Raw genomic sequence first — 20,659 nt, 5'->3', positions numbered from 1 at the left:
CATTGGGGAAGGGCACCGCCCTCGGGTTCAGAATTCTGGAGTCAGTAGGGGAACCATTTCCCGGAAGAGATCGGTGGGGAGGTGGTCTGCGTTGGTGAAATTGCGGAAATTGGTAAGAATGACGACGGTTTGGTCTGTCTCCTCATCGTGCATGACGAGGCTCTGGTATCCCAGATAATCCCCGGTGTGTCCGAGCCAACCCTCAAGGTTGCCGATGCCCATTCCATAACCGTCGTATTCGGGGCAGGTGGGACAGTCTTCGTTGGGGAGCAGTTGGACTCGTTCGTTTTGCAACTCCGGACTGATGAGGGTGCCTTCGCCAAGGGCGACGCCCCATTTTTGAAGATCGTTGAGAGTCGAGACCATGGCGCCGGATCCAGCTGAGCTGGTTGGATTGGAGGCGGTCAAATCCTCCACGCCTTCCTCCTCGTCAAAGAGGGCGTAGCCGTGGGCGAAGGGGGAGGGCATTGCTGGAGTCATGGGATAGGAGGTCTCGCTCAATCCCAGAGGCTCGAAAAGGTGGGTTTCGAGTTCTTGAGCCAGAGGATTGCCGGTGACCTCTTCAATGACCATTCCGAGAAGAACGGTGGCGGTGTTTGTGTAGTGCCATCCTTCGCCCGGAGCAAAGTAGGGGGCATTTCGATTCCCCACGTCGACGAGTTGTTGCTCGGTCCAGGGTGCTGAAATGTCCTCAAAGAGCATCCCGACAAACTCGCCGTCCTCGGTATAGTTGAAAATCCCGCTGCTCATATCGGCCAGTTCCCGGAGGGTTGCGGAGCCGTTTTGCAGATCGTCGATGTAGTCGCTGATCGGGTCGTCGAGACTGATTTGCCCCTCGTCGACCAGCTGGAGAATGCGAGTCACGGTGAAAGACTTGGTGACGCTGCCGATGCGGAAATGGTCGTCTTGGCTGAGTGGAGTCTCCTCGTCGAGGTTTGCGGTACCTTTTTGGATGATCACAATTTCCTTTCCAGATTTCCAGATGCCGACGACGACTCCGGTCATGCCTTTTTCCTCAACCGTCTGATCGACGATGTCGTTGAGCTGCACGGGAAGGGAGGCGGAAACCGGTAGGGAGGTGGCGGAAAGAGAGCCTGCGGCCGCCAGAATGGAACTGGTGATGAGAGTGAGAATGGGTGTTCGCATAGAAATCGATCGGTAAAGGTTTGGGTGGTCCAGTCGGCTTTCCGAGCTGGTTGACACGTAGGGCGTCCGAGAAATGAATGAAGTCAAATGCCTCGGTTGTCTAGCCTTTGTGGGTTTCGTGAGCCGAGGCTTTGGTAGCTGTGGTTTCCTAGATTCTAGGGATCTTGGGGGTAGGGGCCTGAGACGATATTCTGGGTTGTGGTGCCGACCCAGTTAAAATTAGCCAATGATCCTCGTGATTCGTCTTAAACTAGTGCCATTAGGGCGAGAGGAGACGGAATACTCATGATTTCCGGCGCTTCTCCAAGTCCAGGAGCCACTCCTTGCGGGCGAGGCCGCCGCTGTAGCCGGTGAGTTTGCCGTCGGAGCCGATGACGCGGTGGCAGGGGATGAGGATGGGGATTTGGTTCATGCCGTTGGCGCGGGCGACGGCGCGAATGGCTTTGGGGTTACCCAGGGCTTCCGACTGCTGGGCATAGGTCCAGGTCTCGCCGTAGGGAATTTGCTGGAGGATCTTGAGGACAGATTTCTGGAAGTCCGAACCGTAGAGGTGAAGAGGTGTGGTGAACTCTTGGAGTTGGCCGCGGAAATAGGACGCGAGTTCGCTCTCCAGGAGCTCGGTGATTGGCGTGCGGCCGGGGAGGATTGCCAAGCCGTGTTTCTGGCGGAGTCGCAGAATCTCGGTCTCGAGTCCCGGTCGATCAACGAACTCCAAGAGGTGGAGAGCGCTCTCGTCGGCCAGGGCGATCATGGGACCGAGGGGAGTGTCGATCCACTCGGCTTTAAGGGTATGAGCTACGTTGCCGGACGGGGGCGAGCCCATCATCTTGGAAAAGGCGTCACGGAATCCGCTCCCGGATTCGTATCCACTGTCAATTTGGGCGTCGATGACTCTCTCGCCGGAGCGGATGGTCTTGAGCCCTTCTCCCATTCGTCGGGCGCGGGCATAGGCAACGAAGGTCATGCCGAAACGGCTCTTGAACTGGCGGCGGGCGGTGGTGGGATCAATGCCGCGGGCACGCAGATCCTGATCTTTCCAGCGTCGGGTGAGATCCGATTCCACCAATGTGATGAGCTCCTTGATCAGAGGCGAAGTAGATCCGGGGTGGTCCGTCGGATGGCAGCGCTTGCAGGGACGGTATCCGGCAAGAAGAGCGTCCTGCGCCGTGGCGAAAAATTCGCAGTTTTCCAGTTTGGGCTTTCGGGCGCTGCAGGTGGGGCGGCAGAAAATCCCCGTGGAACGGACTCCAGCAAAGAAGATGCCATCGTAATTCGAATCGCGATCGAGGAAGGCCCGGTAATATTCCGAGTCCGGCAGGGAACGGTTGGACGATTGTGACGACGATTGGTTCATGGAGTGGATGGATCAGTCTGCAGTGATCGGGGGATCCTAGCAGAATTTTTGAAAACGTTGCGCCGAAAAATGTGCGTGGAATTTCTGGGGACGCGGTTTCCTATTCGCAGGGTTGCCGAAGTCGGAAAATTTCGCTTCGATCGGAGCGAAATTCTCGGTGGTATGAAGTTCTTGCGAAATCATTGGTTCGATCTCGGACCCTTTCTGGGTCTCGGGTTGCTTGGATTCGTTTGGGGAGCCGAGTATACAGGGCTGCCCTTGATTCTCTGGATCAGCCTGGTTTCGTTGTTTTTCCATCAGTTTGAGGAGTATCGGTTCCCCGGCTATTTCCCGGGTTTGATCAATACCACCTTGTTCGGGAGCGATCGACCTGAGCGTTATCCTCTAAACGCCCAAACCTCCCTCGCGGTGAATGTCGGGATGGGCTGGATGACCTATTTTCTGGCCGCGGTCTTTGCAGAAGCGGCTCTTTGGCTCGGCATCGCTACGATCCTCGTGTCGGTGGGAAATGTGTTCGCGCACACGATCGTTTTTAACCGGAAGGGCAAGACTTTCTATAATCCGGGGATGCTGACCGCCTTTGTCTTGTTTCTCCCGATTGTCATTTGGTTCTTTGTGGAAATCGTGAGCACCGGGGCGGCGACTTGGGTTGATTGGGGAATCGGCATTCCGCTCGGTTTCGTTCTCAACTACGTGGGCATTCTCAAACTCATCGATTGGATGAAGAATCGAGAGTCGCCGTATGGGTTTCCGAGGCGGTGCATGGTTCCCGCGGTGCGCCGTGAGGGCGATGATCGCCAGCCGTTAGAGAGCGCGGATTGAGAGATGTAGGGCGGCAGTCGAAATGGCTCTCGCCATTCCGCTCCAATCTTTTGGGAGAGGAACGACGAGAGTCGTTTCTAGAGAATCTTGTGGGAGGTTTGATTTTTCCGGCTAGAAGCCGAAATGGCTTTCGCCATTCCGTTCCAATCTTTTGGGAGAGGAACGACGAGAGTCGTTTCTAGAGAATCTTGTGAGAGGTTTGAAGTTTCCGGTCAGAAGTCGAAATGGCTTTCGCCATTCCGTTCCAATCTTTTGGGAGAGGAACGACGAGAGTCGTTTCTAAAGAAGCTTGGGAGAGGTTTGAAGTTTTCCGGTCGGAAGTCGAAATGGCTTTCGCCATTCCGCTCCAATTCTTTTGGAGAGGAACGACGAGAGTCGTTTCTAAAGAATCTTGTGAGAGGCTTGAAGTTTCCGGCCAGAAGCCGAAATGGCTCTCGCCATTCCGCTCCAATCTTTTGGGAGAGGAACGACGAGAGTCGTTTCTAGAGAATCTTGTGGGAGGTTTGATGTTTCCGGCTAGAAGCCGAAATGGCTCTCGCCATTCCGTTCCAATCTTTTTGGGAGAGGAACGACGAGAGTCGTTTCTCGAGCTTGTCCCAACCGTTTCCGGATCGCTTTCGATTATCCTTCGTAGAAAGGATAGTCGATATAGCCCTCTTCGCTTCCCCCATAGAAGGAGTCGGATTGTGGCTCGTTCAAGGGAGCCCCGATCTCCATGCGATGGACCAGATCCGGATTGGCGATGAAGAGTTGGCCCCAGGAAACAGCGTCGGCGTCGCCGTTTTCGATCAGCGTTTCCGCTGTTTTCTGATCCAGTTGCTGGTTGGCGATCATGATCCCGCCAAATTCTTTCTTCATCTTGGGGCTTAGACGCGGTTCCTCCTGAGATTCGCGAGTGAAGAGGAACGCGAGTCCACGCTTGCCCGCCTCACGGGCGACGTAGGTAAAGGAGGCCTCCAAGTCGGAATCGCCCATGTCATGCGCGTCGGCCTTGGCGGATAGGTGGAGACCCACCCGGTCGGCACCCCAGACATCGACGGCGGCATCGACGGCTTCGAACATCAAGCGCGCCCGGTTTTCCAGTGGACCTCCGTAATTATCAGTTCGGTGATTGGTAGAATCCTGAAGAAATTGGTCGAGCAGGTAGCCATTGGCGCCATGGAGCTCCACTCCGTCAAAGCCGGCTTTCTTTGCATTGGCGGCTCCACGACGGTAGGCTTCGACGATTCCGGCGATCTCCTCGGTCTCCAGAGCGCGGGGCGTTTCATAGGCTTTCATGGGTCGAAGGTGCCTGACGTGTCCGTCTGGCTTGATGGCGCTGGGAGCCACTGGCAGTTTTCCATCCAGAAATATCGGATCGGAAATGCGCCCGACGTGCCAGAGCTGGAGAACGATCCGTCCGCCCTCGGCATGGACCGCCTCGGTGACTTTTTTCCAGCCCTTGACTTGTTTGTCGTTCCATATCCCCGGCGTGTTGGCATAGCCGACTCCCATCGGTTCCACCGAGGTGGCTTCGGTCAGAATCAGTCCCGCGGTTGCTCGTTGACGGTAGTATTCGACCATCATCTCGTTGGGGACGCGGTCTTCGCCCGTCCGGCAGCGAGTGAGAGGAGCCATGATCAGGCGGTTTGGAAGGTTCCAAGCCCCCACGGTGAGAGGCTGGAAGAGAGGAGATTTCGTGGCTGTTTTCATTGTTCGATGGTTTTCGAACATAAGAAATGCAGGTATTGGGTCAAATCAGAAGTTTGATTTTTATCGAACAATGGTATCCATTGGTTCCATGGCCGCCAAGGAATACACTCATCCCGAACTCTCGCAAGTAACGCTGAATGCAGCACTGCAGGCGCTCTCGGACCCTGCTCGGGTGACGATCCTTCGAGCCGTAATCGAATCGGAGAAGGGAGAAATCAGCTGCAATGAGATCCCCCTGCAGTTGAGCAAGGGAACGGTGTCCCATCATTTCGAAGCCCTCCGGGATGCCGGCTTAATCCGTACCCGCGTCGAGGGAACCAAATGCCTTTCCTCCCTTCGCCGGGAGGAATTTGAAGAGAGGTTCCCGGGCTTGCTGAGGCTGGTCGAGTCGGAAGTGGTTTGAAGAACGTTTCGGGGTTCAAGCGGGAGCGCGGTGCTTTCGCCCGCGAGTTGGATGGAGTCTATTTTTTTGATGGGTGGATGGTATTCGGTTTTGGACTGTTTGGCAGGGATTTACGGAGGGGAAGACGCGGGCGAAAGCACCGCGCTCCTGAGCGGGACACGAAAGTAACGAGAGCTTCCATGCTCGCTCGGCAGCTTCGTAGGGCCAGTCCAGCTCTCGATTCGCGGCACAGGCTGGCAGCCTGTGGTACGGGAGTAGGGCCGTAGCTTCAGCTGCGCCCATCTCGCTGCCCCTCAGCTGGCCAAGTTCGTATTCGAGTGGAAGTAGTTCTCCAGATCGTTCTGTTAGGGGGGCTTTTAGTCGCCGTCTAGAATTATGCGACAAGGGGAGACCCAAGTAGCGAGAGCTTCCATGCTTCGCTCGGCAGCTTCGCAGGACCAGACCAGCTCTCGATTTGCGGCACAGGCTGGCAGCCTGTGGTACGGGAGTAGGGCCGTAGCTTCAGCTGCGCCCATCTCGCTGCCCCTCAGCTGGCCAAGTTCGTATTCGAGTGGAAGTAGTTCTCCAGGTCGTTCTGTTAGGCGGCTTTTAGTCGTCGAATGAAATTATGCGACAAGGGGAGACCCAAGTAGCGAGAGCTTCCATGCTTCGCTCGGCAGCTTCGCAGGACCAGACCAGCTCTCGATTCGCGGCACAGGCTGGCAGCCTGTGGTACGGGAGTAGGGACGTAGCTTCAGCTGCGCCCTTCTCGCTGCCTCTCCGCAAACCAAGTCCGTTTTTACCCGAAAAGCTCTCTCCATGAACCTCTAAACTTTTTGCGAATCGCCTCTGCTGCTTGAATCATTGGCCTCCCTTCCACATCGTTCGGGAATGCGCTTTTTGATACCATTCAGTTTCATTGCGGCCAGTGTTGCTCTTCTCGGGGACGAGGCGGGTATTCGACTGGAGTCGATTGAGTATCCTTTTGAGGAGGAGGTCTTTGAATTCGAGAGTCAGGGGCAGACCCTCGAAATGGTCTATATGGACGTCAGCCCGGCTGAATCGGATCCGAAAGGGACAGTTCTTCTTCTCCACGGGAAGAATTTTTCCGGAGCCTATTTTGAAGACACAGCCGACGCTCTCGTGGATGCAGGTTTTCGGGTGGTGATCCCGGATCAGATCGGCTTTGGGAAGTCATCAAAACCGGAACATTACCAATTCACCTTTGAGCAGCTGGCCCACAACACTCGGGAGCTTCTGGAATCGGTGGGCGTCGAGGAGGTTCAGGTTCTGGGACACTCCATGGGAGGCATGGTGGCGACGCGGTTCTCGCTCATGTTTCCAGATCAGGTCGAATCGCTGACCTTGCTCAATCCGATCGGTCTTGAGGATTGGGCGGCCCAGGGCGTTCCCTACATCACGATCGACCAGCGATATGAAGGAGAGTTGGCCAAGACGGCGGAGAAAATTCGCGCCTATCAACTGGAGTCCTACTACGATGGAAACTGGAAGGAAGAATATGACCCCTGGGTGGAGCTCCTCGCCACTTTTATCGAGAGCCCGGAGTATCCGCGAATGGCTTGGGACCAAGCTTTGACCGGCGATATGGTGTTCACCCAGCCCGTGGTCTATGAGTTTGGAGATCTGTCGATGCCGACCCTGCTCATCATTGGCCAGCGCGACAGGACCGCGCTGGGGAAGAATTTGGTTTCCGATGAAGCACGCGCCACACTCGGCAATTATCCCGAGCTCGGCAAAAAGACCGCAGCGGCCATTCCTGACTCTTATTTGGTGGAGCTCGAAGGCATTGGCCACCTTCCCCACATCGAAGCCTTTGATCGGTTTATCGATCCATACTTGTCATTTCTTCAAGGTGTGTCCGAGGGCGATTCCTCGGACCAAATTGGCGAGGCCGTGAGTGCTGCGGTGGCTGCAGAAGAGTAGGCGTCGTTGAGAGGGCAGAGTTGTCCTTTTTCCCCAGAGCCGGAAACGTTCGGTTCCAACCAATCTTCCCAAGGACCGGCTGCTTAAGCTGCCGATCTTCAGTTGTGCGGGATCGAGGGGCGGTGGCCCAGAGCGAGTGAAGGCAGAGATTCTCACCGGAAGTTCGGTGCGGATCTTTTTGGGGCTGTCTTGGCGTAAGGGTCGCTGAATCGCCTCGGTGGAGTTGGGCCATTGGCGTAAAGGGTTGGTTGGGCGGAGAGGCAGTGGCTGAGGGGCAGCGTCGGCAGCTTAAGCAGCCGGTCCCAGTGATTGGAACTTCACCCACCGGCTAGAGTCATGCGCATGGGGAAAGCTCTGTCGTGGAGAGGATCGAAGTTCCTACTCCAGTCGAGAAAATCTGGGACAGCTATCCTGATGAGCCGGATTCCGGCTAGGAAGTTCGGACTGGCTCAGGTGAACTGAACCCCGAGCTCCTCCAGACGGAGTTTTATCGACTGGTAGAGCTCGTTTTCCCAGTCGATTTCTTCGATTGCGGGAACCTCCTCCCGAAGGCGGAAGTCATAGGGAGCAAGAATGACTTCTACGTTTTCTTTGCCGGTCTCGGCAACCATGAGAAAGAGCTCTTCGATTCCTTCGTCTCCGATGGGGATGCATCCGATCGTTACGGATTTGCCGTGGATGAAAATGTCGGACCCTGGACGGGTGCGGCCGTCTTCGCGGGCCTTTTGCTGGTCCCAGGAATTGGGATAGTTGAGCTTGAGCGAAAGGTGATAGCTGCTGTTCGGATGCAGAAATTCAATCGAATAGATCCCTTCGGGGATTTGCCCGTCACCCTCGTTTAGTTTGGGACCGAGGTCGCCGCTGAATCCAGTGAAAGGAAAGACGGCGACGAGTTCAGGATCCTCGGATGGTTTGAGGCCCCAGACTTCGAGTTTTCGTTCCTCTTTGAGTCCGAGCAATACGAGTCGCTCATACCTTTCCGCCGAGAAATCGATCCCGGGTCTTTGGCGGATTTCATGAACGACCTCTTCGACGGTCCGCTCTCCGCGGATTTTTAAGAAGTAGGGATACCAGAGGCCCCGTCCATAGTGGTAGAAAAGGCACGCGGACAAACAACCGACTAGAACGAGGAGGAGAAGTCTCTTCATGAAGGCTGTTGAGACCTGTTATTGAGGGACGGGGAAGGAATCGCCGGTTTTCTCGATCCAGTCCCTCAAGAGGGATTTCATCTCTTCGCGCTTGCCTTGGTAGGCAGGGTTGAAGGCGAGATTGTTCTGCTCGTAGGGATCGTCTTTGAGATTGATGAGGAGCCATTCTCCACCCTCCACACAGGCATATTTCCAGCCATCGCGGGTGACGACGCAACGCCAAGGATAGCCGGACTCCCGTTGGCCGATGAGTTGCAGATAGGCGCTGTCGGGTTCGCTGCCGAGCCGCTCCTGCAGATTGTTTCCGGTGCGTCGGTGAGAATAGTCAAATCCCTCCATCCAGTCAGGTGTAGCAATCCCGCAGAGACCGAGGCTCGTCGGCGCGATGTCGACATGGTTGACGAGCGAAGGCGCGTTTCCGCATTGCCATCCGTCGTAGCGCATCGGTTTGCCGCCTCCGATGAGAAACGGGACGCGGGCAGATTCTTCGAAGGGAACACATTTTCCAAAGCGTCCATGGCTGCCCATCTGGTCGCCATGATCGCTGAAAAAGAGGACGTGAGTGTCGTCGATTTGGCCTGTGTTTTGCAGGCTATCCATAATCCGCCCAACATTGGCGTCGATGTTTTCGATTTGAGCGTAGTAGCCCGAAAGATCAAAGCGCGCCTTGGCTTCTTCAGTCTTGGGAACGTTGGAACGAAGTTGTAGCTGTTGCGCCTGATAGTGGCGATACTCCGCTGGGGCCAGGGATGGCCAGTGAGGGGGCTGCACGGAGACAACCATGAAGAATGGAGGATCATCCTCGCCGCGGGACTCGATCCTTTCCAACGCCATATCGGTGAGACAATCGGTTTCGTAGCCGGGGAGCTTGCAGTGTTCCACCTCGTCGTCGCCGTCGTGCCCGTGGAGGTAGCAGTCCCACTGGCTGTTGTTGTTCTCGTAGCCTAGCCAAGTGTCGAAACGGCCGCGCTCATCCCGGGGCACGGTGCTCAAGGCCGTCCGGCCCTCCGCTTCTTTCATCCCAGCCAGATGCCATTTGCCGAGGTAGATGGTTTCGTATTCGTTTTCGTTGAACACGTCCGTCACGGTTTCGAAGGAGGGATCGAGACGGTCTTCATGGCATTTGACCGAGTGATTGTGGGCGTAGCGCGCGGTGAGCATGCTGGCCCGACAGGGACAGCAGAGAGGATATCCCGAGACCGCTCCGGGAAAGTTGGTTCCGCAGACGGCCATGTTGTCGAGGTGCGGAGTGAATACATTGGGGTCGCCATTGGCGCCAGTCGCCTGACCGCGCATTTGATCGACCATGAACCAGATGATGTTGGGACGTTTGGGAGAGGACATGGGAAGAAGGATTTGTTTTGGAAATGAGACAGCGTCTGTGTCTGAAAGTCTCGTCAGAATGGCTCTGCTTGCACTGTAATAATGGAGTTTCTCGATTCGAGCGGATTTTACGAGGTTTGGTTTTCTGGGGGCTTAAGAATTAGCTCGGTGAAACCATAGAAAGTTTTCCTCATCGAAAAGGACGAAAACGATCTTCTGGAGGTGCTCGCCGCGAAATTTTTGAGCAGCCGCGACGAGAAGTTCGGCGACTCGAGAAGGGGGAAGATTGAAAACTCCGGTTCCCAAGGCTGGAATCGCAACTGATTCAATGTGGTTTTCCTCGCAGATTCGGAAAATGTTGCTCGCACAGTTCGATACCAAGTTTTCCCAGCCGGGCTTCGTCCCATTGGGAGCCACGGCATGAATCACGTAGTCGTGCCGCAAGTTTCCTGCATCAGTCACCACAGCCTCTCCCTCGCGGATTGGAGCGAGCGGATAGCACTCTTCTTGAATCGCCGAGCCTCCCGTTCGGAGAATCGCCCCAGCTACACCGCTTCCGAGGAGAAGCTGTTCGTTGGCTGCATTGACGATGGCCTGGGTGGGGGCCTGAGTAATATCTCCTTGGGTGATTTCTATCATCATTCGGAAATCTGATGGTGAACCCTGAAATCAACCTCCAGCTTCCAGATTCGCCCGCATGACGTTCGCCAGTCCCATTACTGCAAAGGCGATGAAGAGGGAGTTGAGGGCGAGACCAATCATGGCGAAGATGCGGGTCTTGCGATCCTCTGAATTCGAGTAGCGGTAGCTGCGGATCCCCCAGAAGAGTCCGAGGATGGGGACGAGAAGGTAGAGGAGGATGACCAATCCGAGGATAAGGAGGACTCCCGGAGGTCCGAGGTGGGTCAGTCCCCGAAACGCGCCGCTTTGGTTCAGGAGGATGAGCATCCCGAGATCGAGGATCGGGGTGAGGATCGACCGAACGCTCTCGGTGCGGCAGCGGAGTTCGATCGGATCGGGTTCGGATTCAGGCATGGGAATTCAACAGATGGAGAGGGTCGGATCGACGGAGGTCGGAAATCAGAGGTCTTCCTTTTCGGGAGTTTCGGCTTTTTCGGCGTCGGGCTCGTCGGGCAGAGGACCGGGCGTCAATTGCTTTTGCGCTTTGGAGAGGACCACTTTGAGCCAGAGTTGTTCCCGTTCCGTCAGATCTCCTTCTGCAAGTATTTCCTGGCAATATTGCAGGACGCGCGGGTGGGCGACGGCGTTGCTCTCCAAGGACCAGAGAGCGGACTGAAAGGTGGCGTCGAAATAGGCGGCTTCGCGGTCTGTCTCGGTCTTTTCGGATTCCGGATAGGCGTTGAGAGCTCCGGCATACTGGGCAAGCGCGAGAGAGGAGACCAGCGACTCAATGGGAGCCTTCTCCCCCGTGGCGAAAAAGTAACCCCAGAGCAGGTCGAGGGTGCCGGGATTATCGATCGCCATTCCTAGAATGTCGGGGGCGGGGGCCTCCAGATATTCGTTCAGGTCGTTTTCTTCAAAATATTCCCGACTCGCTTCGGTATTGGAAAACCAGAGAGCGGTCTGGACGGCCACGGCGGAATCTTCGGGGAGATCCGACAGCTGAGCCATCCAGTCGCCAACTCGGTCTGGATGGTTGGCCATGACCTGACTGGTGAAACCGACGATCGGTGCCTGGGCCTTCGGATCAGAGAGGACGCCGTCTTCGGACAACTGGATCAGGTGGCTCGGAAGCTCTTCTGGAGTCGGGTCCAGGTAGTAGTCCATCATCCAATTGCCCTCGGCCTCGGCTGAATCTTGGGATTGGAGCGGACCCGCGGACAGGAGGATGGCGATGAATAAAAAGGATGCAGCTTTCATGGGAGAATTCGGGATACGGGCGGAAATCATCAAGGCAGACCTTAGCTTTTTCGTCCTTCGTCGTATTCGAAGTACTCGACCATGGTCTGAATCTCGTCCCGATCTTCGAGTCCGCTCGATTTCTTACGTTCGATCAGCGATTCGGTGACTTGATCCTTCCACCCGATCTTGCTGACAAAGCCATTCCAGATGATCTTGTCGTTCTCATCGAGCTGGCGTCCGTTCTCGTCGCACCATTGGAAAATCTCCTCGTCGCTTCCTCCGGCCAAGGTTTTTTCCTTCAGCTTTTGATAATCAATGCGGAGAAACTGGCAAGTGCGACCGTCGAGGCCGATCCCGAGGTGATGGTGAAAATCCTCGCGGAGTTCTCCGGCGGCATATTTGCGGATTTTGTCGAGCATGCGGGGGAAATATTTCATCCCACAGACTTCTTGGTAGGCCGAGATGGGTGGTTGGTCGTTCATAAATTGAAAAGTGGTGGTTTGATACGAAAACTGCCTATTCGGAGGCAATGGTGATTCGTTTGAGGCGGGATCCGGCGCCACTCTTGATGGCGACATCCGATTTTGGACAGCGAAAGGACTTGGAGATCAGCTTGATCAATTCTTGATTGGCCTTGCCGTCAACCGGTGGCGATTTCAGCGAGGCTTTCCAAGTCCCATCCTCCTGCTCGGCAAGTTCGCTGGTCTTGGCGTTGGGTTTGACTTTGACGGAGAGGGTTTTCACGGGAGAGAGGACTCTAGCGAAGAGAAGGGGTGGGGCAAAGTGGAATTTTTTCTTGTAGATGGGAGATGGCGGAGGTCGGAGGTCGGAGTTCAGTAGTCAGTAGTCGGTGGATCTTTGTTGTAGAGGAACGGCGATAGCCGTTTCTTCCGGATGGCTGAGAGGGGACGGGAGATCGGGAATCAGTATTCAGAGATCGGGAATCGGTCGATTCGGTTGTAGAGGAATGGCGATAGCCATTTCTTACGGATGGGCTGAACGGGGACGGGAGACCGGAAATCAGTAGTCAGAAGTCGGAAGTCGGAAATCGGTGGATTTGGTTGTAGAGGAATGGCGATAGCCATTTCTTACGGATAGGCTGACGGGGGACGGGAGACCGGAAATCAGTAGTCAGAAGTCGGAAGTCGGAAATCGGTGGATTTGGTTGTAGAGGAATGGCGATAGCCATTTCTTACGGATGGGCTGAACGGGGACGGGAGACCGGAAATCAGTAGTCAGAAGTCGGAAATCGGTGGATTTGGTTGTAGAGGAATGGCGATAGCCATTTCTTACGGATAGGCTGACGGGGGACGGGAGGTGCTGAAGCAACCTCCCCACGTTGGATTGGTGGTGCGCTGCTGTTTTCTCTTTCGTTAGGGAGAGGAACGGCTAGCCGGGATAGTTCCGACTTTCCAGTTCGGGATCCTTTGCACTAGGATCTTCTCCTTATGGCAAAAAGCGCTTTGATTTTCTATGGTGGTTGGGACGGCCATTTTCCCGAGGAAATGAGTCTCCGGTTTGAGTCTTCTCTGCGGGAGCGGGGACATGAGGTGACGCGGTCGGATTCGCTCTCCTGCCTCGACGATGCGGACTCGCTGAAGGCCTTTGATGTCATTGTGCCTTGTTGGACGATGGGCGAGTTGACTGGCGATCAAGAGTCCGCTCTCTGCGAAGCGGTGCGGGCGGGAACGGGTTTTGCCGGTGCCCACGGAGGAATGGGGGACGCCTTTCGATCGGCCATGACCTACAACGAGATGGTCGGTGGCCGCTTTGTGGCCCATCCCTACGTGGGACCCTATACGGTGCGGGTGACCCAGCCGGGGCATCCCTTGACCCATGGTTTGGCCGAAAAGTTCGTCTACGATTCCGAGCAATACTACCTCCACGTCGATCCGGGGCTCAATGTTCTCCTCTCGACCGACTATGATCTCGGATGCGGCACCGTCGACATGCCCGCAGCGTGGACCCGCAAATGGGGAAACGGACGGGTCTTCTACTGCGCCCTCGGTCACAGCCCAAAGGAATATGACGACCATCCGGCGGTCTGGGACTTCATCGTAGCCGGCGTCTGCTGGGCCTCGCGGTAGGGCTCAGGATTTCACGTCGCTGCGGGCCTACATCGGAGAGGCATGCGGGGCGGACTGAAGTCCGCGTTCCGAAACGTCGAAACGTACAACAGGCTGCCAGCCTGTCTCTTTTCTCGGTTCAATCCATACACTCTGGGCGTCAGTCGAAATGGCGATCGCCATTCCGCTCCAGGCTTTGGGCAGAGGAACGACAAGAGGCGTTTCTAGTGGTTCGTTCGAGAAGTTTAAACTTTTCCGGTTTTAAGCCGAAATGGGCTGTCGCCATTCCGTTCCTCAAGTTCAGATCGATTGCTTCCAGCTCACTTATACCGCTCGCGATCAATCCCGTATTTTTTCACCCGGAGGCCCATTTTGCGCTCGGTCATTCCGAGGCGACGGGCGGCCTCGGCCATATTGCTGCCAGTTTCCTTGAGGGCGTCGACCAGCATTTCCCGCTCGAGGGATTCGAGGGCGTCTTCGAGGGTGTCGGAGACGGCTCCTTCGCGCGGCGATTTCTTCTGTAGAGTGGGCGGAAGATGGTGGGCCTTGATGGATTCCCCCTTGGCGATGATGACGGCCCGCTCCATGCAGTTTTCCAGTTCCCGGACATTGCCGGGCCAATGGTAGCTGGCGAGAAGGTCGATGGCGGCGCTGGAGATGCGGGGGGCTTTGACCCCGATCCGGTCGGCATACTTTTCGACGAAAAAGTCGCAGAGCAGCAGAATGTCACACTTTCTCTCCCGGAGCGGCGGCACGTAGATGGGGAAGACGTTGAGCCGATAATAAAGGTCCTCCCGAAAGGTGCCTTCGGCCATCATCGTTTCCAAATCACGACTGGTGGCGGCGATCACCCGAACATCGGCGCGGCGGGGCTCCTGACTGCCCACGCGCTCGAATTCCTTTTCCTGCAGCACTCGCAAAAGTTTGACCTGGGTGGCGATCGAGATGTCTCCGATTTCGTCGAGAAAGATGGTTCCCCCATGCGCCATCTCAAACCGGCCCTTGCGGGTGGCGAGGGCCCCGGTGAAGGCTCCTTTCTCGTGACCAAAGAGCTCGCTCTCTATGATCGAATCGGGGAGGGCTGCGCAGTTGAATTTTACAAACGGCTTAGACGCCCGTTTGCTGCGTTCGTGGACAGCCTTGGCCACAAGCTCCTTCCCGGTCCCGCTCTCGCCCCGGATGAGGGTCGTGGTGAGACTGGGGGCCACCTGGTCGATTTGGAGATAGACCGCCCGCATCGAACTGGCAGAACCAATCATGTCCTGAGGGCGATTGCCCGAGCCGATTTTCTGATGAAGCCGGTCGTTTTCCTCGCGAAGGCTTTGGATCTGCTCGGCGGCCTCTTGGCGCACCTTCGTCGCCTGGGCGATAATCGAGGCGAGCATCGATAAGAGGCGCAAATCTGCCTCCCAGCCGGTTTGTGGATTGCGGCGTCTTTCGATACTCAGGGTCCCGATGATCTCGTCGGCAAATTTGAGGGGGATGCAGATCAAGCCAGTCTGGGGGCGCAGTTGCAGTTTTTCGATGGTTTCGGAGGGTATGTCGCTCTCCCGGGACCAACGGTCCAGATCGTGGACGATGATCGCGTCTTTCTTGCGAACCACATGTTCGAGATGAGGTTCAATGAGTTTGAAATACTCGTTGGCAGCCAGATCGCGCGGGAGCCCGATGGCCTCGGAGACGAGAAGGCCCCCGGTGTCGCGGTTGAGGATGGCGACGGTGCCCCGCTCGAGTCCCATCCAGTCTTGGAGACGCCGGAGGACGGGCCGTGCGACGTCGGTCAAATCAAAGCTGTTCTCGAGACTGCGGCTGACGGCAAAGAGGAGGCCCAGTTCCTGGACAGAGCGGCAGTTAATCCCGGTGGATCGGTTCAGCATTTCGAGCGAAGGCCCCTCGCGGGCGATCGTGCAGTCTTTGTTCTGGCATTGTTTTGAGTCGATCACGATTGCTGGATGCAGCTTAAAGGGTGCCGAATGAGGCTTTCACTCCCCTTTTCCATGGGGGATAAGCGTAGTTTCTTGAGGTATTAGCCATTCTCACACTTGAGCGATTAGCGGATCAAATTCTTTTAAGAAGGGTCCCTTATCCTGTCGGGGAAATAAAGATACAAAATTTATGAAGAAAGGGATCCTACATAAATGTAGGATTTGGACCTACGTCCGACGTTTGTGTCGGAGATTGGCTACGTTTTCAGGGGCTTAGAAAAACCGCCAATGGGCGGAAGTAGGGCGGTTTAAATTTTTATCTCCATGGCCATGAATGTCTTACGTTGTTCTGAATTTGGATTGGCACGATCCGTGAGTACACAGGATCCGTTCGCTCGAACAATTTTATTCACCAAAACAAAGAGAAATCAAAATGGTTACTACAATCGAAGCACCGGTGGCCGAGAAGGCCACGGAAAAGAAAATGCGCAAAGTCGCCATCTACGGAAAAGGCGGAATTGGCAAATCGACCACAACCCAAAACACGGTCGCCGCTCTCGCCGAGATGGGCAAGAAGGTGATGGTCGTGGGTTGCGACCCGAAGGCGGATTCGACTCGTCTTCTTCTGGGCGGTCTGGCCCAACGTTCGGTTCTCGATACTCTTCGCGAAGAGGGAGAGGACGTGGAGCTCGAAGATATCCGCAGCGGCGGGTTCTCCGAAAGTCTCTGTGTTGAATCCGGCGGTCCGGAGCCCGGAGTGGGATGTGCCGGCCGGGGGATCATCACCTCGATCAACATGCTGGAGCAGCTCGGCGCTTATGACGAGGACCAACAACTGGACTACGTTTTCTATGACGTTCTCGGGGACGTGGTTTGCGGTGGATTCGCCATGCCGATCCGCGAAGGGAAGGCCGAGGAAATTTACATCGTCTGCTCAGGGGAAATGATGGCCATGTATGCGGCCAACAACATCTCGAAGGGGATTCTGAAGTTTGCCCAGACCGGTGTCGTTCGCCTCGGTGGATTGATCTGCAACAGCCGCAACTGCGACCGCGAAGCGGAGATGATTGAGGAGTTCGCCCGTCGCCTCGGCACGAAGATGATCCATTTCGTTCCCCGTGACAACGACGTGCAGCGGGCCGAGATCAACCGGAAGACGGTAATCGACTGGAATGCTGAATGCAGCCAGGCCAACGAATACCGTCAACTCGCTCAGAAGATTGACGAGAATGAGATGAAGGTCATCCCGACGCCGCTCGCCATGGAGGAACTCGAGCAGCTCCTCATGGAATACGGCCTTTTCCAATAAGGTGAATTTCCACTGTCACCGGTCGGAACCCGGGGGCAGTGGTCAACCGCCCAGCCGCAACACCGAAGTTTAATCCAATGTCAGAAGAAAACGCTAAGAACGATTCGCCCATGGGGCCTACCGGGCCTTCCGCCGCCGAAGCGCGGGAGAAGATGCTCGATATTTATCCGAAGAAGACTCTCCGCAAGCGCAGCAAGCAGATGATGGTCAACGAGAACCCTTCGACTCCCGCCGAGATTGGCGCGAACAGTCGGACGGTCCCGGGCATCATCACCCAGCGCGGTTGCTCGTATGCAGGTTGTAAAGGGGTGGTCATCGGACCGATCTACGACATCCTGCACATCACCCATGGCCCGATCGGTTGTGGTTACTACAGCTGGCTCTCCCGCCGGAACTTCACGAAGATCCGCAACGAGGGTGAAACCAATTACCTGCAGTATTCAATGTCGACCGACATGCAGGAGAATCACATCGTTTTCGGCGGGGAGACTCTTCTGAAGGATGCGATTCAGGAAGCCTACGATGAGTTCAAACCGAAGGCGATCTCAGTCTACGCCACCTGTCCGGTCGGTCTGATCGGAGACGACATTCACGCGGTCTGTAAGGAAATGAAGGCGAAACTGGGGATCAACATTTTCGGTTTCTCCTGCGAAGGCTACAAGGGAGTCTCCCAGTCGGCGGGTCACCACATCGCAAATAACGGGGTGTTTAAGAACATGATCGGCCTGGACGACACTCCCTCTAAAGGCGAATACACGATTAACATCCTCGGTGAATACAACATCGGCGGGGACGCGTGGGAAATCGACCGGATTCTGGCCCTCTGCGGAATCAAGATCATTGGGACGCTCTCTGGTGGGGTCACTTACGACGAGATCTGCAATGCGCACATGGCGGATCTGAATGTGGTCATGTGTCATCGCTCGATCAACTACATGGCCGAGATGATGGAGACCAAGTTTGGGATTCCCTGGTTCAAGGTCAACTTCATCGGGTTGGAAGGCACGAAGAAGTCCCTCCGCAAGATCGCCCAATATTTTGGAGAGAAGAAACTCATCGACCGGGTCGAGGAAGTGATCGCCGCCGAGATGAGCGAGGTCCGTCCCGTGATCGAAGACGTGAAGACCCGCACCAATGGCAAGACCGCCGCTCTCTTCGTGGGAGGCAGTCGGGCGCACCACTACCAGGATCTTTTCGAGGATATGGAGATGAAGGTGATTGCCGCCGGTTACGAGTTTGCCCACCGGGACGACTACGAAGGCCGCGAGGTTCTGCCGAGCATCAAGGTCGATGCGGATTCACGAAATATTGAAGAACTCACGATCGAAGAAGATCCAGAGCGCTTCAACCTTCGCAAGACGGTCGATCGGAAGAAGTCTCTCGAAGAGTCCGGCTTCGCCTTCAGCGACTACGAAGGGATGTTGAAGCAGATGAAAAAGGACACACTCGTCATCGATGACATCTCCCATCACGAGATGGAGAAGCTGATCGAACTCTACAAGCCCGACGTCATCGGCTCCGGGGTCAAAGACAAATACGTGATCGAGAAGATGGGGGTGCCTTGTAAGCAGCTCCACTCCTACGACTACGGCGGACCTTACGCCGGATTCAAGGGTGCGATCAACTTTTTCAAGGAAATCGACCGCATGACCTCCTCCCGCGTCTGGGAGCTGACCCGCGCTCCCTGGCACGAAGCCGACGAAGCGCCCGAAGCTACCGTTTCGGAAGAAGTCACGGCCTAAGCGTAAATCAATTCAAACACTTAAAAAGGAAATCATACCATGTTGGAAGGAACCACAGCGGAACTCCGCGAACGCAAGGCGCTCCGCGTCAATCCGGCGAAAACCTGTCAGCCGATCGGTGCCATGTATGCGGCGCTGGGAGTGAACGGGTGCATGCCGCACTCACACGGTTCACAGGGATGCTGCGCTTATCATCGCAGTCACCTGACCCGTCATTACAAGGAGCCGGTCGTCGCCACGACCAGTTCCTTCACCGAAGGGGCCTCCGTTTTCGGCGGAATGGCCAATCTGACCAGCGCGCTGGAAAACATCTTCACCATCTATGAGCCGGAGATTGTGGCCGTGCACACGACCTGTCTCTCGGAAGTGATCGGGGACGACATCCCGACCATCATCAAGAAGGCCATCGAGTCCGGGAAGATCCCCGAAGGGAAGACCGTCATTCACGCGAATACGCCGAGCTTTGTCGGGAGTCATGTCACCGGCTTCTCGAATCAGTGCGAAGCCTTCGTGAAATATCTTGCCGAAACGGGAGACACCCGGAAGAACACCATCACCATCTTCCCTGGGTTCGTCGATCCATCGGACATGCGGGAGATCAAGCGCCTGGCGACTGCGGTGGGAGTCGAGTTCATCCTCGCCCCTGATGCTTCGGATGTGCTCGATACGCCTTACGACGGACACTACAAGATGTATCCGGACGGCGGAACGAAGATCTCCGACCTCCGTGAGATGGGCCACACGATGGTATCGATCGGACTTGGTCCCTTGGCCAGCACTGCAGCGGTGACTTCCCTCCAAAAGAAATGTGGAGTCGAAGGAAAAATCGCTGAGTTGCCGATCGGGGTCCGCGCCACGGATGAGTTTGTCAACGCGCTACGGGTTGCCGGGGACACTGCGGTTCCAGCTTGGCTCGATGCTGAACGCGGTCGTCTGATCGATATGATCAGCGACATGTCGCAGTATCTCCATAAAAAGAAGGTAGCCATCTTCGGGGATCCGGACCACGTCAGCAGCATGATCGATTTCGTGACCGAACTGGGCATGGAAGCTTCGATCGCCATCACCGGAACTCCCGGGAAGAAGTGGGAACGCAAGATGAAAGCCAAGGCCCCCAATACGGAAGTCAAGGCCTTCAGCGATCTGCACTACCTCCACCAGTGGATCAAGAACAACCCGGTCGACCTACTCATGGGAAATACCTATGGGAAGTATGTCGCTCGCGCGGAGGACATTCCCTTCGTCCGCTTCGGATTCCCGATGCTGGACCGGGTCGGACACCGTGCTTTCCCGCTCGTCGGATACGCCGGAGCCATGCGAATGGTCGAAAAGATCACCGACGCGTTCTTCGATCGCGATGATCGACTCCTGCCCGACCACGAAGTCGAGCTGGTGCAGTAAGTCCGGTTCGCCCAAAGGAAGAAGATTATGAGTGAAACCCAAAAATCCGACTTGCCGGCACTCCTGTGCCGGCAAGTGAATCACGAGTTCTACGCCGCCTTGAGCTATGAGGCGCTTGCGGTATGGTGCGCCGATAATGAATTCAACGGCTTTGCGGAGTTTTTCCGCAAGCAGGCCAGCGAGGAGGGTGAGCATGCCCGCAAGTTTATCGCGCACATGAGTGAGCGTTCGATGAAGCCGGAGATCGGCGGCATGGAGCCTCCCCGGACCGAGTTCGATAGTCTTCTGGAAGTTGCGCTGTTTGCTCGCGGCCTCGAGTTGAAGAACACTCAACTCATTATCGAATGCTATGACGAGGCGAACGCCTCGGGCAATCCCCGCTCGGTACCCTTCCTACTCAACTTCATTGAAGAGCAGGTCGAGGAAGAAGCTTGGGCGGCGACCATGGTTGGCCTTCTGGAGAAGTGCGACTGCCCAGGGTCTCTCTTGAATCTCGACCGTCATATCATCCAGACCCTCGGCTAGTAGGGGAGCGAATTATC

General features: G+C 55.9%; 20 protein-coding genes. 8 read left to right on the top strand and 12 right to left on the bottom strand.

The window, feature by feature from the left end; genetic code table 11:
- Window positions 1–27: 27 nt before the first annotated feature.
- Together H5P30_RS01890 and H5P30_RS01885 are read right to left on the bottom strand one after the other, a co-directional pair.
- Window positions 28–1,146 (bottom strand): serine hydrolase domain-containing protein, encoded by a 1,119-nt coding sequence (locus tag H5P30_RS01890; protein WP_185691268.1) that lies wholly within the window; start codon window positions 1,144–1,146, stop codon window positions 28–30.
- Window positions 1,147–1,429: 283 nt separating this feature from the next.
- Complete coding sequence (locus tag H5P30_RS01885; RefSeq protein ID WP_185691267.1) at window positions 1,430–2,500, bottom strand: bifunctional transcriptional activator/DNA repair enzyme AdaA; 1,071 nt, start codon at window positions 2,498–2,500, stop codon at window positions 1,430–1,432.
- A 162-nt stretch (window positions 2,501–2,662) separates the two neighbouring features.
- Between H5P30_RS01885 and H5P30_RS01880 the strand changes: the two genes are divergently transcribed.
- Window positions 2,663–3,322, top strand: a complete 660-nt coding sequence (locus tag H5P30_RS01880) for an HXXEE domain-containing protein (protein WP_185691266.1) — start codon at window positions 2,663–2,665, stop codon at window positions 3,320–3,322.
- A gap of 621 nt (window positions 3,323–3,943) precedes the next feature.
- Here H5P30_RS01880 and H5P30_RS01875 read toward each other — a convergent pair.
- Window positions 3,944–5,014: an alkene reductase gene (locus H5P30_RS01875; protein WP_185691265.1), complete on the bottom strand. Its 1,071-nt coding sequence runs from the start codon at window positions 5,012–5,014 to the stop codon at window positions 3,944–3,946.
- Window positions 5,015–5,084: 70 nt separating this feature from the next.
- Between H5P30_RS01875 and H5P30_RS01870 the strand changes: the two genes are divergently transcribed.
- Window positions 5,085–5,417: an ArsR/SmtB family transcription factor gene (locus H5P30_RS01870; RefSeq protein ID WP_185691264.1), complete on the top strand. Its 333-nt coding sequence runs from the start codon at window positions 5,085–5,087 to the stop codon at window positions 5,415–5,417.
- Window positions 5,418–6,287: 870 nt separating this feature from the next.
- Window positions 6,288–7,340 (top strand): alpha/beta fold hydrolase, encoded by a 1,053-nt coding sequence (locus H5P30_RS01865; protein WP_185691263.1) that lies wholly within the window; start codon window positions 6,288–6,290, stop codon window positions 7,338–7,340.
- A gap of 449 nt (window positions 7,341–7,789) precedes the next feature.
- Here the strand turns inward: H5P30_RS01865 and H5P30_RS01860 are convergent, their stop codons facing one another.
- The 8 genes from H5P30_RS01860 to H5P30_RS01825 form a co-directional block, all read right to left on the bottom strand.
- Entirely contained in the window at window positions 7,790–8,488 is a 699-nt protein-coding gene (locus tag H5P30_RS01860; RefSeq protein ID WP_185691262.1) for a L,D-transpeptidase family protein, read from the bottom strand.
- An 18-nt stretch (window positions 8,489–8,506) separates the two neighbouring features.
- The gene (locus H5P30_RS01855) at window positions 8,507–9,832 is read right to left on the bottom strand and encodes a sulfatase-like hydrolase/transferase (protein WP_185691261.1); all 1,326 of its coding nucleotides are present in this window, start codon (window positions 9,830–9,832) and stop codon (window positions 8,507–8,509) included.
- A gap of 132 nt (window positions 9,833–9,964) precedes the next feature.
- Window positions 9,965–10,453, bottom strand: coding sequence for a macro domain-containing protein (locus H5P30_RS01850; RefSeq protein WP_185691260.1), 489 nt, complete (start codon window positions 10,451–10,453; stop codon window positions 9,965–9,967).
- Window positions 10,454–10,480: 27 nt separating this feature from the next.
- On the bottom strand, window positions 10,481–10,846 hold the full coding sequence (locus tag H5P30_RS01845) for a hypothetical protein (RefSeq protein ID WP_185691259.1): 366 nt from the start codon (window positions 10,844–10,846) through the stop codon (window positions 10,481–10,483).
- Between the two features lie 45 nt (window positions 10,847–10,891).
- Window positions 10,892–11,692, bottom strand: coding sequence for a hypothetical protein (locus H5P30_RS01840; RefSeq protein ID WP_185691258.1), 801 nt, complete (start codon window positions 11,690–11,692; stop codon window positions 10,892–10,894).
- Window positions 11,693–11,733: 41 nt separating this feature from the next.
- Window positions 11,734–12,156 carry a DUF5069 domain-containing protein gene (locus H5P30_RS01835; protein WP_185691257.1) on the bottom strand — a complete coding sequence of 141 codons (423 nt, stop codon included), beginning with the start codon at window positions 12,154–12,156 and terminating at the stop codon, window positions 11,734–11,736.
- Window positions 12,157–12,190: 34 nt separating this feature from the next.
- On the bottom strand, window positions 12,191–12,418 hold the full coding sequence (locus H5P30_RS01830; RefSeq protein ID WP_185691256.1) for a DUF167 family protein: 228 nt from the start codon (window positions 12,416–12,418) through the stop codon (window positions 12,191–12,193).
- Window positions 12,419–12,597: 179 nt separating this feature from the next.
- Window positions 12,598–12,759: a hypothetical protein gene (locus H5P30_RS01825; protein WP_185691255.1), complete on the bottom strand. Its 162-nt coding sequence runs from the start codon at window positions 12,757–12,759 to the stop codon at window positions 12,598–12,600.
- A 363-nt stretch (window positions 12,760–13,122) separates the two neighbouring features.
- Here H5P30_RS01825 and H5P30_RS01820 point away from each other — a divergent pair, with 363 nt between their 5' ends.
- On the top strand, window positions 13,123–13,761 hold the full coding sequence (locus tag H5P30_RS01820; protein WP_185691254.1) for a ThuA domain-containing protein: 639 nt from the start codon (window positions 13,123–13,125) through the stop codon (window positions 13,759–13,761).
- Window positions 13,762–14,060: 299 nt separating this feature from the next.
- On the opposite strand, the gene H5P30_RS01815 is transcribed toward H5P30_RS01820, so the two are convergent.
- A complete protein-coding gene (locus H5P30_RS01815) occupies window positions 14,061–15,683 on the bottom strand; it encodes a sigma 54-interacting transcriptional regulator (RefSeq protein ID WP_221774254.1) in 1,623 nt (540 codons plus the stop codon).
- 466 nt (window positions 15,684–16,149) lie between these two features.
- Here H5P30_RS01815 and nifH point away from each other — a divergent pair, with 466 nt between their 5' ends.
- From nifH to H5P30_RS01795, 4 genes are all read left to right on the top strand, one after another.
- On the top strand, window positions 16,150–16,974 hold the full coding sequence (nifH, locus tag H5P30_RS01810; protein WP_185691287.1) for a nitrogenase iron protein: 825 nt from the start codon (window positions 16,150–16,152) through the stop codon (window positions 16,972–16,974).
- 77 nt (window positions 16,975–17,051) lie between these two features.
- Window positions 17,052–18,716: a nitrogenase molybdenum-iron protein alpha chain gene (gene nifD / locus H5P30_RS01805; protein ID WP_246459189.1), complete on the top strand. Its 1,665-nt coding sequence runs from the start codon at window positions 17,052–17,054 to the stop codon at window positions 18,714–18,716.
- Window positions 18,717–18,755: 39 nt separating this feature from the next.
- The gene (locus tag H5P30_RS01800; RefSeq protein ID WP_185691253.1) at window positions 18,756–20,117 is read left to right on the top strand and encodes a nitrogenase component 1; all 1,362 of its coding nucleotides are present in this window, start codon (window positions 18,756–18,758) and stop codon (window positions 20,115–20,117) included.
- Window positions 20,118–20,144: 27 nt separating this feature from the next.
- Window positions 20,145–20,642: a ferritin gene (locus H5P30_RS01795; RefSeq protein WP_185691252.1), complete on the top strand. Its 498-nt coding sequence runs from the start codon at window positions 20,145–20,147 to the stop codon at window positions 20,640–20,642.
- Window positions 20,643–20,659: the final 17 nt, after the last annotated feature.

The sequence above is a fragment of the Puniceicoccus vermicola genome (assembly GCF_014230055.1).
Classification (GTDB): Bacteria; Verrucomicrobiota; Verrucomicrobiia; order Opitutales; family Puniceicoccaceae; genus Puniceicoccus; species Puniceicoccus vermicola.
Note: the sequence above shows the minus strand (reverse complement) of the source record. Positions and strands in the feature narration are given on the sequence as shown.

Bases quoted from the DNA above. Each gene is read 5' to 3' on its own strand.
- H5P30_RS01820 (WP_185691254.1), top strand. From the start codon at position 13,123: ATGGCAAAAAGCGCTTTGATTTTCTATGGTGGTTGGGACGGCCATTTT.
- H5P30_RS01860 (WP_185691262.1), bottom strand. From the start codon at position 8,488: ATGAAGAGACTTCTCCTCCTCGTTCTAGTCGGTTGTTTGTCCGCGTGC.
- H5P30_RS01835 (WP_185691257.1), bottom strand. From the start codon at position 12,156: ATGAACGACCAACCACCCATCTCGGCCTACCAAGAAGTCTGTGGGATG.
- nifD (WP_246459189.1), top strand. From the start codon at position 17,052: ATGTCAGAAGAAAACGCTAAGAACGATTCGCCCATGGGGCCTACCGGG.
- H5P30_RS01890 (WP_185691268.1), bottom strand. From the start codon at position 1,146: ATGCGAACACCCATTCTCACTCTCATCACCAGTTCCATTCTGGCGGCC.
- H5P30_RS01825 (WP_185691255.1), bottom strand. From the start codon at position 12,759: ATGGCTATCGCCATTCCTCTACAACCAAATCCACCGATTTCCGACTTC.
- H5P30_RS01880 (WP_185691266.1), top strand. From the start codon at position 2,663: ATGAAGTTCTTGCGAAATCATTGGTTCGATCTCGGACCCTTTCTGGGT.
- H5P30_RS01850 (WP_185691260.1), bottom strand. From the start codon at position 10,453: ATGATGATAGAAATCACCCAAGGAGATATTACTCAGGCCCCCACCCAG.
- H5P30_RS01870 (WP_185691264.1), top strand. From the start codon at position 5,085: ATGGTATCCATTGGTTCCATGGCCGCCAAGGAATACACTCATCCCGAA.
- nifH (WP_185691287.1), top strand. From the start codon at position 16,150: ATGCGCAAAGTCGCCATCTACGGAAAAGGCGGAATTGGCAAATCGACC.
- H5P30_RS01875 (WP_185691265.1), bottom strand. From the start codon at position 5,014: ATGAAAACAGCCACGAAATCTCCTCTCTTCCAGCCTCTCACCGTGGGG.
- H5P30_RS01840 (WP_185691258.1), bottom strand. From the start codon at position 11,692: ATGAAAGCTGCATCCTTTTTATTCATCGCCATCCTCCTGTCCGCGGGT.
- H5P30_RS01855 (WP_185691261.1), bottom strand. From the start codon at position 9,832: ATGTCCTCTCCCAAACGTCCCAACATCATCTGGTTCATGGTCGATCAA.
- H5P30_RS01865 (WP_185691263.1), top strand. From the start codon at position 6,288: ATGCGCTTTTTGATACCATTCAGTTTCATTGCGGCCAGTGTTGCTCTT.
- H5P30_RS01795 (WP_185691252.1), top strand. From the start codon at position 20,145: ATGAGTGAAACCCAAAAATCCGACTTGCCGGCACTCCTGTGCCGGCAA.
- H5P30_RS01800 (WP_185691253.1), top strand. From the start codon at position 18,756: ATGTTGGAAGGAACCACAGCGGAACTCCGCGAACGCAAGGCGCTCCGC.
- H5P30_RS01845 (WP_185691259.1), bottom strand. From the start codon at position 10,846: ATGCCTGAATCCGAACCCGATCCGATCGAACTCCGCTGCCGCACCGAG.
- H5P30_RS01885 (WP_185691267.1), bottom strand. From the start codon at position 2,500: ATGAACCAATCGTCGTCACAATCGTCCAACCGTTCCCTGCCGGACTCG.